Annotated in this window: 10 protein-coding genes; 6 read left to right on the top strand and 4 right to left on the bottom strand. The window is 66.0% G+C overall.

From position 1 onward, the window contains the following. Positions 1-20: 20 nt before the first annotated feature. Positions 21-1,055 (bottom strand): sugar-transfer associated ATP-grasp domain-containing protein, encoded by a 1,035-nt coding sequence (locus ACTIAO_RS09585; protein WP_441906065.1) that lies wholly within the window; start codon positions 1,053-1,055, stop codon positions 21-23. A 128-nt stretch (positions 1,056-1,183) separates the two neighbouring features. Between ACTIAO_RS09585 and ACTIAO_RS09580 the strand changes: the two genes are divergently transcribed. From ACTIAO_RS09580 to ACTIAO_RS09570, 3 genes are read left to right on the top strand one after another with little or no spacing between them, the layout of a single operon-like run. Further along, a complete protein-coding gene (locus tag ACTIAO_RS09580) occupies positions 1,184-2,176 on the top strand; it encodes a sugar-transfer associated ATP-grasp domain-containing protein (protein ID WP_441906064.1) in 993 nt (330 codons plus the stop codon). Further along, positions 2,173-2,862 carry an alanine racemase gene (locus ACTIAO_RS09575; RefSeq protein ID WP_441906063.1) on the top strand — a complete coding sequence of 230 codons (690 nt, stop codon included), beginning with the start codon at positions 2,173-2,175 and terminating at the stop codon, positions 2,860-2,862. Before ACTIAO_RS09580 ends, ACTIAO_RS09575 begins: the two co-directional genes overlap by 4 nt. Then, the gene (locus ACTIAO_RS09570) at positions 2,850-3,899 is read left to right on the top strand and encodes an alanine racemase (RefSeq protein WP_441906062.1); all 1,050 of its coding nucleotides are present in this window, start codon (positions 2,850-2,852) and stop codon (positions 3,897-3,899) included. Before ACTIAO_RS09575 ends, ACTIAO_RS09570 begins: the two co-directional genes overlap by 13 nt. Before the next feature lie 45 nt (positions 3,900-3,944). On the opposite strand, the gene ACTIAO_RS09565 is transcribed toward ACTIAO_RS09570, so the two are convergent. Beyond that, entirely contained in the window at positions 3,945-4,163 is a 219-nt protein-coding gene (locus ACTIAO_RS09565) for a DUF7455 domain-containing protein (RefSeq protein WP_441906061.1), read from the bottom strand. Positions 4,164-4,347: 184 nt separating this feature from the next. Here ACTIAO_RS09565 and ACTIAO_RS09560 point away from each other — a divergent pair, with 184 nt between their 5' ends. Then, the gene (locus tag ACTIAO_RS09560) at positions 4,348-6,426 is read left to right on the top strand and encodes a DNA gyrase/topoisomerase IV subunit B (protein WP_441906060.1); all 2,079 of its coding nucleotides are present in this window, start codon (positions 4,348-4,350) and stop codon (positions 6,424-6,426) included. Positions 6,427-6,658: 232 nt separating this feature from the next. On the opposite strand, the gene ACTIAO_RS09555 is transcribed toward ACTIAO_RS09560, so the two are convergent. Beyond that, positions 6,659-9,103, bottom strand: coding sequence for a DNA gyrase/topoisomerase IV subunit A (locus ACTIAO_RS09555; protein WP_441906059.1), 2,445 nt, complete (start codon positions 9,101-9,103; stop codon positions 6,659-6,661). A 43-nt stretch (positions 9,104-9,146) separates the two neighbouring features. Here ACTIAO_RS09555 and ACTIAO_RS09550 point away from each other — a divergent pair, with 43 nt between their 5' ends. Continuing rightward, positions 9,147-10,274: an alkaline phosphatase family protein gene (locus ACTIAO_RS09550; protein ID WP_441906058.1), complete on the top strand. Its 1,128-nt coding sequence runs from the start codon at positions 9,147-9,149 to the stop codon at positions 10,272-10,274. A gap of 38 nt (positions 10,275-10,312) precedes the next feature. Here ACTIAO_RS09550 and sepH read toward each other — a convergent pair whose 3' ends face one another. After that, positions 10,313-11,359, bottom strand: coding sequence for a septation protein SepH (sepH, locus tag ACTIAO_RS09545; protein ID WP_441906057.1), 1,047 nt, complete (start codon positions 11,357-11,359; stop codon positions 10,313-10,315). 198 nt (positions 11,360-11,557) lie between these two features. On the opposite strand from sepH, the gene ACTIAO_RS09540 reads away from it, so the two are divergent. Beyond that, the coding region (locus tag ACTIAO_RS09540) for a DUF4193 family protein (protein ID WP_441906093.1) at positions 11,558-11,783 on the top strand (226 nt) is incomplete at its 3' end.

Raw genomic sequence — 11,783 nt, 5'->3', positions numbered from 1 at the left:
CGCTCAGCTGTCGAAGAGGGTCAGCGGCGATTGTCGACGATATCGGCGCCGATGGCGTCGCGATAGCGGTACAGGAGCCCGGTGCGAATTCCGGACGCCGACGGCTTCATCTGGAAGACGCTGGAGTTGTGGTTCGCTTCGATCAGCGCGGGCCCGTCGGGCGTGATCGCGATATCCCAGCCGATATACGGCACGGTGGGTAGACGCTTAGCAGCCTCGGCGATCATCGATACGACTTCGGGGTAGTACGGCACGCGCACGCCCTTGATCGTCGTGCCGGTAACCGGGTGCTGGGTGAATATATTCGACTGCTTGTCGACACCCGGGTACTGGGCGACGCCGTCGTCGTCGAGCATCGTGAACATGCCGCCGGAGGCGAAGTTGTCGATCACAGCGCCGTTGCCGATCCGCAGCACCGAGGCGATCACATGCAGCTCACCCTGCGGGTCGCGGTAGGTGATCATCCGCACGGTATTCACGCTGTCCGGGTAGACCGCATTCAGATCGTCGTGCTGCGTGAGCACCTGTTCGAGCAGCGTCTGATCCTGCGCGATGCGCTCGGCCTGCCACGCTGCGACATCATCGACGTCCGAGGTCTCGAAGATTGCGATGCCGGCACCGCCTTCTCCGGCAGCGGGCTTCGCGATCACGCGCGGGTGACGCCGCAGGAATGCAGTGAGGTCCTCTTCGCTGGCGGATGACGCATCGATCCACTCGCGTCCCACGAGGTCGGTGAAATCGGTGAGGAAACGCGCTTTATCGCCGAGGATGATCCGGGAGTCAGGTCCGTTGAGAGTCTTGTTCAGCCGGAATGCCTTGGGGTGCGTCATCCACGTCGCCCGTTCGCGGGCGTTGAGGACACGGATGTCCCAGACGACGTAGTCGCGGAAGCCCATCTCGTAGCGCACCGAGCACCACAGCATGTCGCCGATGATGATCGGCAGAGGTGCCTTCGAGACTCGCTTGACCTGACGGGCGAGTTCAATCAACTGCGTCGGATTCAGTCGCCGTGCCCGGTCGAAGAGATACCGAACGCGCAAACGCTTCTGATCCACTCCGCCAGCTTAACACGGCGACGCCCAGGAGCCCGGCGAGACGAACGACTACGATGGGGTGCTGGACCGTCCACCTCGAAAGGGTTGTTTTGTCTCGAGACGTCGCGCTTGTTGCGCGCCTGAAGTACATGCTCACACGACTGAAGTCGTTCGATCTCCGTCGCCCGTGGAGCTTCGCTTCACAGATCGCGAAGGAGCAGGGCAAATGGACTCCGCGGGTCTTCGTCGACATGCTCGTCTGGGCCGCGTTCCACGACACCGCGTACATCGACTACTACGAGGCCGACTTCGCGCTTCTCACCAAGGCCGAACGCAAGACGTTCATGACCTCTCTGGTGCAGCACCACCTCGCGCAGGCCGTCAACGATCGCACCGACGTGCTGCAGTTCGAGAACAAGCTCACCTTCAACCACCGCTTCGCCGAGTACCTCGGCCGTGACTGGCTGGACCTCGACGAGGTGGATGCCGAGGGCCTGCGCGCCTTCGCAGAGAAGAACCCGGTCTTCATCGCCAAGACTCCGGTCGGCCGTGAAGGCAAGGGCGTCTTCCGTTACGACGCCGCCGAGATCACCGATTGGAATGCCTTCCGTGATGAGCTGCGCGACAAGGGCCAGAAGCTGATCGAGCAGCGCATCGTGCAGCATCCCTACCTCGCCGCATACTGCGAGGGCACGGTCAACACCACGCGCGTCGCGACGTTCTTCGATGGTCAGACGGTGCACATCCTGATGGCGGCGCAGAAGTTCGGTCGCGGCGCGGTGAGCGACCAGTTCACGTGGGGCGGCTTCTTCACGATGATCGACGAGAACGGCAAATCGTTCGGCCCCGGGCATACCGGAAAGCACAAGTCCCGCTACGAGACCCACCCAGACTCGGGAAAGTCGATCGTCGACTTCGAAGTTCCGATGTGGGATCAGGTCGTCGATCTCGTCACGCGCGCGGCGAAAGAGGTCCCCAGCGTGCCCTACATCGGATGGGACGTCGCCGTCACCCCCGATGGTCCTGTGCTGATCGAGGGCAACTGGACTCCGGGGCTGTACGAGACCCGCGTCAGCACCACGGGCATCCGCACCGGCAGCCGTGCCAGGCATCGCCCGGTGATCGAGGCCAGCAGGCGATGACAGCATCCGGCAGCCTGCCGCGTGCGATCATCTCACGCGGCGCTCTGGGCGCTGCGGCGCGCGCGGCGGTCGCTGCCGGAGGAGAGATCGCTGACCTGCGTGCCGATGCATTCGGACACGGCGTGCTCGAGAGTGCCCGAGTTGTCCATGCCGCCGGTGTCAGCCGCGTCGTCGTCGACGACCGGTCGGTCGCGGCGTCGTTGCAGGCTGAGGGAATCGATGCGCTGACCGATGCGGATGCCGATATCGACAGCATCCTGCTCTACGGCCTCCCCGGCTCCGGACAGACACCGGCGATGACGCTGACGGGTCGGATACTCTCCCTCAAGCCGCTGCGCGCGGGTGAAGCGGTCTCCTACGGATACACCCACCGCGCCGAACACGACACGACGGTCGCGCTGGTCACGGGCGGATATGCGCAGGGCATCGTGCGTGCGCTCGGCAACCACGCACAGGTCGGCGCTGGTTCTCGGTTGCGGCCGGTCGTCGGCCGGGTCGCCATGGACGTCTGCGTCGTCGATCTGCAGACGGTCGATGCGGACACCGAGCCGGGCTCGGAGATCGTCTATTTCGGTGCAGGACCCGCCGCTGATGAGCTTGCGACGTGGACCCGCGCGACGGGAATGCGTGCCACAGAACTGGTGGCGACCGCAGGATCCAAGGCGGTGCGCGAATGGACGAACTGATGGGACCGGTCCTGGAACTCTCCGCCTCCCGGCTCGTACGCAACGTCGAAGCAGTGCGCACGCACATCGCCCCCGCAGAGCTGATGCTCGCGATGAAGGACGATGCCTACGGTCACGGCATCGACTGGACGCTGGATGCCCTCCAAGACGTGGCGACGCTCGGCCGCTTCGGTAGCTTCGATGTCGAGACCGGGTTGCGCATCCGTTCGCACCGCCCCGCTGCCCGCGTGTTCGCCTGGACGACATCCGATGACGCCGAGATCACCGCGGCGCTGGATGCCGGGCTCGAGCTCGGCATCGGGAGCGAGGAGTACCTGCACCGTGTCGTCGCGATCGCCCGGGAAACGGGTCGCACGGCGATCGCGCATCTGAAGATCGATACCGGATTGCACCGCAATGGGATCCGTCCCGAGGACTGGTCGCGTTTCGTCACCGCGGCAGCCGCAGCGCAGCGCACCGGTGCCCTGAACGTGATCGGTGTCTGGAGTCACCTCGCCGAGGCCAGCGACAGCGAGGATGACGAGGCTGCAGCCGTATTCCAGCGTGCGATCGCTGAGCTCCACCGGCAGGGCATCGAGCCGGCCGATACCCACCTCACCGCATCCGCCGCATCCTGGTGGCGCCCGGAGCTGCGTGGCAGCGTGTGCCGGATCGGTGCCTTCTGTTACGGCATCCGCTCGGCCGATGGGCCCGAGATTCTCGGTATCGCCCCTGTCGCAACGCTCCGCGCTCGTGTCCTGACTGTGCATGAGGGCACGGTTCAGATCGGGATCGGTGCGCTGCACGGGCTCCCGTCGACGCTGGCGGGCGCCACCGTGGGAACGCCCGCGGGCCCACGCGAGATGGTTGCGATCGACGAGCTGCGCACCTCAGTGGTGGGATGGGACAGCGCCCAGGTCGGCGATGTCGTAAATGTGTTCGGGCCCGGTGATCAGGGCGAATCCGACATGACAGCTCTCGCGGAGCGCATCGACACCGTGGGTGAAGAGATCATCACGCGACTCACACCCGCAGTGAAAAGAGTCGCGACCCGCTGAAGGAGCGAGTCACGACTCTGAGACGTACGTCTGTGGTGCGGGAGCTCAGACCGCGTCGACGAGACGCGCGGTCTCGTCATGCCACGACGTGGCGATGCTGCGCAGCTTCTCTTCGTACTTGCGGCCGTGGTGCGCGCAGAACAGCAATTCGGAGCCGTTGACCTCGGCTGCGATATAGGCCTGCGCTCCACAGGAGTCGCAACGGTCAAGGGCCGTCAGACGGTACTCGACAGTGGAGGTCTCACGTTCGGTCGTAGCGTTCATCTCGGTGCCTCCTCGGGTATCGGCGTCCGTGTCTTCGAATGTGCTCAATACAACCACGCGATGCTGTGTGTCATGCCCGCAAGACGGCGTGTTTCGCTCACCGCGTACGGACCGGCCGCGGGTAGCGGGCCCGCGGGGAGTGTCTGCCGACCGTGGTGCGCTGCGGAGAATAGAATCGACCCTTGTGACCTCTGAGTATTCCGCCCATCATCTTCAGGTGCTCGAAGGGCTCGAAGCGGTCCGAAAGCGCCCCGGCATGTACATCGGGTCGAACGGCTCTCCTGGGCTCATGCACTGCCTGTGGGAGATCATCGACAACGCGGTGGACGAAGCCGTCGGCGGCAGCGGCACCAAGATCGACACCATCCTGCACCCGGACGGCAGCGTCGAGGTGCACGATCGCGGCCGCGGCATCCCCGTCGATGTCGAACCGCGCACCGGACTGACCGGTGTCGAGGTCGTGTACACGAAGCTGCACGCGGGTGGAAAGTTCGGCGGCGGCTCCTACGCGGCATCCGGCGGTCTGCACGGTGTCGGCGCCTCTGTCGTCAACGCCCTCTCGGAACGCCTGGACGTCGAGGTCGACCGGGACGGCAAGACCTACGCGATGTCGTTCCACCGCGGCGAGCCCGGCCTGTTCACCGACTCCGGCGAGAAACGACCGGATGCTCCCTTCACACCGTTCGAGAATCGCAGCGAACTGCGTGTCATCGGCAAGGTGAAGCGCGGTGTGACTGGCACCCGGGTGCGGTACTGGGCCGACCGCCAGATCTTTACGAAGGATGCTGCGTTTCAGCTCGGCGAGCTGGAGACCCGCGCGCGCCAGACCGCGTTCCTCGTTCCCGGTCTCGAACTCGTCGTGCGCGATGAGCGCGGGGATGAGCCCCAGGAGACGTCGTTCCACTACGAGGGCGGCATCACCGAGTTCGTCGACTATCTGGCGACGGATGCTCCGATCACCGACACCTGGCGCATCCAGGGTTCCGGAACCTTCAAAGAGACCGTTCCGGTGCTGCAGCCCGATGGGCACATGACCTCGACCGAGGTCGAGCGCGAGTGCCGCGTCGATCTCGCGATGCGCTGGGGGACCGGCTACGACACTGTCACCCGTTCGTTCGTCAACATCATCGCCACGCCCAAGGGCGGCACCCACCAGCAGGGCTTCGAGCAGGAGCTGCTCAAAGTGCTCCGTGCGCAGGTGGAGCAGAACGCTCGCCGACTGAAGGTCGGAAACGACAAGGTCGAGAAGGACGACGTGCTCGCCGGTCTCACCGCTGTGCTCACGGTCGAGGTGCCGGAACCGCAGTTCGAGGGGCAGACCAAAGAGGTGCTGGGGACCCCGGCCGTCCGACAGATCGTGGCACAGGTGCTCCGCAAGGAGCTCGGTGAGCGATTCAGCTCCACCAAGCGCGACGACAAGAGTCAGGCGAGCCAGCTGCTCGACAAGGTCGTCTCGGAGATGAAAGCGCGCGTGTCGGCGCGCGCGCACAAGGAGACGCAGCGCCGTAAGAATGCCCTCGAGTCGTCGTCGCTGCCGGTCAAGCTCGTGGACTGCCGCTCCAACGACGTCTCCCGCAGCGAGCTGTTCATCGTCGAGGGAGACTCGGCTCTCGGTACGGCCCGTCGGGCCAGGGACAGCGAGGTGCAGGCGCTGCTGCCGATCCGCGGCAAGATCCTCAATGTGCAGCGGGCATCGATCGGCGACATGCTCTCGAACGCGGAGTGCGCCGCGATCATCCAGACGATCGGAGCCGGATCCGGCCGCACGTTCGACATCGATCAGGCGCGCTACGGCAAGATCATCCTGATGAGCGACGCCGATGTGGACGGTGCGCATATCCGCACGCTGCTGCTCACGCTGTTCTTCCGCTACATGCGCCCGCTGATCGAGCAGGGGCGTGTGTTCGCGGCGGTCCCGCCGCTGCACCGCGTCATCGTCATCAACCCCGGTTCGAAGCCGAACGAGACGATCTACACATACTCGGAGCAGGAGCTGCACACGCTACTCGCCAAGCTGCGCAAGCAGAACAAGCGCTGGCACGAGCCGATCCAGCGCTACAAGGGGCTCGGTGAGATGGATGCCGATCAGCTGGCGAATACCACCATGGACAAGGGCGGTCGTCTGCTGCGACGCGTACGTATGGAAGACGCCGAGGCTGCGGGACGCGTCTTCGAGCTGCTCATGGGCAACGAAGTAGCCCCGCGCCGCGAGTTCATCGTCGACTCGTCCGATCAGCTTTCGCGCGAGGCCATCGACGCCTGAGTCTCAGCCGCCGAGCAAGCTTTCGACTCGCTGCGCTCGCTCAAGCCGTTTCGACTCCTCGCTGCGCTCGTCGCTCAACGCCCCGTGGTACGTGCCTGCTGTGTGCGGGGCCGGTACGTGCCTGCTGTGTGCGGGCCCGGTACGTGCCTGCTGTGTGCGGGTCGTTGAGCGAGCCGCAGGCGAGACGAAACGGGCTGAGCGAGGAGCGCAGCGACGAGTCGAAGCCGCAGCCTCAGGCGCCCAGCACCGTTCCAACGGACCCGATGACAGCGTCCAGCGGCTGGCCCGATGCGTCACGCTTCGCGCCCGTCTCCGGCAACGTGCGCGCAGCGCCATCGGTGCCGACAGCCAGAGCCTGCTCGGGTCCTGCCCAGGCCAGGCGCAGGCGGTCTTCGCCCTTGAGGAACGAGTGCGCGCGTACCCCACCGGTTGCGCGTCCCTTGGAGGGGAACTCCGAGAACAGCGACACCTTGGCCCGTCCGGCATCCGTTCCGGGGATCGTGCCGTCGACGCCGGAGATCGTCACGACGATCGCGGAGTCGGGGGCTGTGACCACGGAGAAGGATACGACTTCGGTGCCCACGGCCATCTTGACGCCGGCCATGCCTCCGGCGCTGCCACCCTGCGGGCGCACGGCGGATGCCGCGAAGTGCAGCAACCGGGCATCCGAGGTCACGAAGACGACCTCCGCGTCATCCGGAGCCGACGCACCTCCGACGAGCGTGTCGCCGGTCTTCAGCCCGATGACCTCGGTTTCCGGACGCACCGGGAGCGCCGAGGGAAGGATGCGTTTGACGATTCCCGAGCGGGTACCCATCGCAAACGGCGTGTCGTCATCGAAGCGCAGGATGCCGATGATCCGCTCGCTCTTGTCGAGCAGGCCGACGTAATCACGCAGCGCGACACCGGCTGACAGATGCACGGATGAGGAGGGCACAGACGGCAGATCGACGGGGGAGAAGCGCAGCACCCGGCCGGCAGTGGTCACCGCGCCGATCTCGCTCCTGGTCGTCGTGACGAGGGACATCAGCACCGCGTCATGCTTGCTGCGGCGTGAGGAGCTCTGCAGCACCTGCCCGTCCGCGAGATCGACGCGCACGGCCCGCCCTGTGGTCGAGAGCACGACGACAGTCGGGCTGTCGGCGATCTGCAGGTCGACGGGACCCTTCGATCCGCGGGGCTTGGGCGGCGCCGCGTTCAGCAGGAGCGTGCGGCGTGGAGTGCCGTATTGCTCGGCCGCGGCATCCAGCTCTCGTGCCACCTGCCCGCGCAGCAGAGCCTCGCTGCCGAGGAGTTCGCGAAGCGCAGCGATCTCCTCGAGCAGCTTGTCGCGCTCGGCCTCGAGCTCGATGCGTGAGAACTTCGTCAGGCGCCGCAGGCGCAGCTCCAGAATGTACTCGGCCTGCAGTTCGGAGAGATCGAACACCGCCCGCAGGCGCGAGCGAGCCTGCTCGGAATCATCGGAGGACCGGATGACCTGGATGACCTCGTCGATGTCGAGGATTGCGATGAGCAGCCCCTCGACGAGGTGGAGACGCTCTTCCCGGCGAGCCAGACGGTAGCGGCTGCGGCGAGTGATGACCTCGAGCCGGTGGCCGACGTAGACGCTCAGCATCTCCTTGAGGCCGAGCGTGCGCGGCTGCCCCTCGACGAGGGCGACGTTGTTGATGCTGAAGGAATCCTCCAGCGGCGTCAGCCGGTACAGCTGCTCGAGCACCGCGTTCGGGTCGAAGCCCGTCTTGATGCCGATCTGAACGCGCAGCCCGTGCTGGCGGTCACTGAGATCATTGACATCGCTGATGCCCTGCAGCTTCTTCGCCTGTACAGCATCGCGGATCTTCTCGATCAGCCGCTCGGGCCCGACCATGTACGGCAGCTCGGTGACGATGATGCCCGTTCGGCGCGGACCGACCTGCTCGACCGAGACCTTGCCGCGCACGCGCAGCGCACCGCGCCCGTTCGCATAGGCGTCTTTGACCCCGTCGAGCCCCATCAGGATGCCGCCGGACGGGAAGTCCGGTCCCGGCACGTACTCCATGAGGTCTTCGGTCGTGGCATCCGGATTCTCGAGCAGGTGGATGGCTGCTGCGACGACCTCGATGAGGTTGTGCGGGGCCATGTTCGTCGCCATGCCGACCGCGATGCCGCTGGCACCGTTCACGAGCAGATTCGGGAATGCCGCCGGCAGCACGGAGGGCTGCTGGAACTGCCCGTCGTAGTTGGGGACGAAATCGACGACGTCCTCGTCGAGGCTCTCCGTCAGCGCGAGTGCGGGAGGGGCGAGGCGGGCCTCGGTGTATCGGGATGCCGCGGGGCCGTCATCGAGCGAACCGAAGTTTCCATGGCCGTCGACGAGCGGAACCCGCAGCGCGAAGTCCTGGGAGAGGCGCACGAGAGCGTCGTAGATCGCCGAGTCGCCGTGCGGGTGCAGCTTTCCCATCACCTCGCCGACGACGCGGGCGCTCTTGACGTGTCCGCGTTCGGGCCGAAGGCCCATCTCTGCCATCTGGTAGAGGATGCGCCGCTGCACGGGCTTGAGCCCATCGCGAGCGTCGGGGAGCGCGCGGGAGTAGATCACCGAGTAGGCGTATTCGAGGAACGATCCCTGCATCTCGCTGGACAGATCGATGTCCTGGATGCGCTCCTCGGCGGGCTCGGTTGATTCGGTGCGGGGCATGGGCTTCCTGGGACGTTGCGGGGCCTGTGAAAGACTGGCCCGGATGTCTCTGATTCTACCGACCGCGCCCGTCTCAGCCCGCACCATCAGCGGGGTGGCGGCTGACCTGTTGGGCGCGCTGGAACATGGGGATGGGCCACTGCCGCGGGCGCGTTCGGTCGTGCTCATCGTCCTGGACGGGCTCGGGGCGATCCAGTTGCGGGCGCATGCGGGCCATGCCCGGCACCTTGTGGCGGGCGCAGGGAAGAAGGACATCGCGTACTCGGTGTTCCCGACGACAACTGCGGCGGCGCTCACCTCGCTCCTCACCGGTGTCGAGCCTGGACTCCATGGGCTTGTCGGATACCGGGTGCTGGACCGTTCCCACGACCGCCTTGTCAACGTGCTCTCCGGCTGGGAGAGCGACGGCATCGACCCGCTGCTCTGGCAGCCGCAACCGACGGTGTTCGAGACAGCAGTCGCCGCAGGGCATCCTGCTTTCGCGGTCGGGATCCCGCAGTACGCAAGCAGCGGATTCACCCGAGCAACCCTGCGTGGCAGCACGTTCGTCGGAGCGAAGAGTCCCGCGGAGCGCGTCGAGATCGCCTATCAGCTCGCGATCGACAACCCCGGTTCACTCACGTACTGCTATCTCCCCGAGGTCGACAAAGCGGGCCACAAACACGGAGTCGATTCGGCCGAGTGGATCGCCGCTCTGGAAGAGGTCGATCATGCGCTCGCGCGCGTTGTCCCGAAGAATGTCGGAGTGCTGATCACGGCGGACCACGGGATGGTCGACGTGCCCGCGCACCGGCATGTGGTCATCGATCACGGGGACGAACGCCTCGATGGCGTCCGCCACATCGGGGGAGAGCCGCGGATGCTGCATGTCTACCTCGAGGCGGATGCCGATGCCGAGGCGGCGCTCAGTCTGTGGCGTCGCGCCAGTGAAGGCGATGCCGACGTTCTCAGCGGCGCGGAGGCCATCGCAGCAGGTATCTACGGCCCATCAGTGACAGCGGAGGCAGCCGCGCGCATCGGCGATCTCCTCGTCGTCTCACGGGGAAACAAGGCGTTCTACGACGGGACGGCCAAAGATCAACGTGCACGGGGCATGATCGGCCAGCATGGCGCACTCACCCCCGAAGAACGCCAGGTCCCCTACATCAGGCGCGGCGCGTTCTCGCAGTGACCTTCGGCTCCGGCAGCATCAGCGGTCGGAACTGCAGGTCAATCGTCCGTACGCGCGCCGAAGACGATCTCGTCCCACGAGGGCATCGCGTTGCGGCGGCGTCGTCGTCCTCCGGAGTCCTGCGCGGAATCCGTCGGCGCAGGAGCGGGACGCGGCTCGGGGTCGCTGTCGAGGTCTTCGTCCAGCGAGTCGAAGAGCGCGATCGGGCTCGACGACTGTTCTTCGGAATCGCGCTCATCCGGTTCCGTCGGGGCGCTCTCGCGTTGGCCGCGCCGGCGTCGTAGCGCTTCGAGCAGATCGGCGGTCTCGGCGCTCGTGGTGGACTGGTCGGGCGCACGGTTCACGGCCGCGGCCTGTGCTGCAGGATCGGATCGTTCCGGACTGCGGGGCTCGTCGACATCGGCGTCCGGGGCAGGCAGCAGTCGCGGACCGAAAGCACCCGAGTCGAAGCGAGTGTCGTCCTTGTAGGGCGACTCGGGGCGATCGCCCTCAACTGCCCGCAGTCGGGGGATGAGCCCCTCAGGCAGGGAGCCCTGACGCGAGAGCTGCGTGGCGTCGGCGTTGAGCGGTGCCAGTGCGCTGCGGCGCTGGTCGAAACTCCAACGAGCGTCGTGGGAGACCTCGGCGGCAACGAACTCGAGCTTCACGATCCAGCCGGACTCTTCCTTCCAGCTCGCCCAGCGCTCTTCGCTGGCGCCGACTTCGGCCAGCTTCTCGCGGATTGCTGCACCGAATGTGGGCTGAGCGTCGGGCTCGACGTCGCTGCCGATGAGGACAGGCACGGCGAGCGCCTGGCCGACGACGTGCTCGCGCTCGGCCAGAACCGGGCCTTCGAACCTCTCGACCTCTTCCACGCCGATGCCGAGGAGCTCTGCGGTCTCCGCCGTCGACATTCCGGAGCGGATATGGGTCTGAATCTCGCGCGGGCTGACGTAGACGCGGGGCGTCTCGTCGTCGCTACGGCGGCGTGCGCGTCGGATCTCGCGCTGCAGCACATCGTCGATGGCGAGTGCGAACCTCGCGCCGGATTCGGTGGCGAGGATCAGCAGGTCGTCTTCGGTGCCGACGATCGTGACGTTTTCCATACGAATGCCCCTCTGATGGCTGTCCGTTCATGGTGCCACGGAGGTTGTCTGCGAGCCGGGAATACCCTGGGCGCGCCGTGAGTTTGCTCTGGCGTGCGCGAACTCATTTGCTAAATGTCCTCGCGTCGTGCAAACTATGCCCGCCGCGTACCCGACGGCGCCCCGCCCACTAGCACCATGAAAGTGGAGATCTACCGCATGGCAACCGACTACGACGCCCCCCGAAAGAGCGAAGACGACTCCGAGTCGATCGAAGCCTTGAAGGAGCGTGTGCCTGACAAGCTGTCCGGCACGACCGGAGACGAAGACGCGGACAACCCGTCCAGCTTCGACCTCCCTGGAGCTGACCTCTCCGACCTCGAGCTCGATGTCGTCGTGCTGCCCGCGCAGCAGGACGAATTCACGTGCATGAGCTGCTTCCTCG

It is taken from the genome of Microbacterium sp. (assembly GCF_052099035.1).
In the GTDB taxonomy this organism is placed as follows: domain Bacteria; phylum Actinomycetota; class Actinomycetes; order Actinomycetales; family Microbacteriaceae; genus Microbacterium.
Note: the sequence above shows the minus strand (reverse complement) of the source record. Positions and strands in the feature narration are given on the sequence as shown.

Coding starts and splice junctions, on each gene's coding strand:
- ACTIAO_RS09580 (WP_441906064.1), top strand. CDS start 1,184: ATGCTCACACGACTGAAGTCGTTCGATCTCCGTCGCCCGTGGAGCTTC.
- ACTIAO_RS09575 (WP_441906063.1), top strand. CDS start 2,173: ATGACAGCATCCGGCAGCCTGCCGCGTGCGATCATCTCACGCGGCGCT.
- ACTIAO_RS09570 (WP_441906062.1), top strand. CDS start 2,850: ATGGACGAACTGATGGGACCGGTCCTGGAACTCTCCGCCTCCCGGCTC.
- ACTIAO_RS09565 (WP_441906061.1), bottom strand. CDS start 4,163: ATGAACGCTACGACCGAACGTGAGACCTCCACTGTCGAGTACCGTCTG.
- ACTIAO_RS09555 (WP_441906059.1), bottom strand. CDS start 9,103: ATGCCCCGCACCGAATCAACCGAGCCCGCCGAGGAGCGCATCCAGGAC.
- ACTIAO_RS09550 (WP_441906058.1), top strand. CDS start 9,147: ATGTCTCTGATTCTACCGACCGCGCCCGTCTCAGCCCGCACCATCAGC.
- sepH (WP_441906057.1), bottom strand. CDS start 11,359: ATGGAAAACGTCACGATCGTCGGCACCGAAGACGACCTGCTGATCCTC.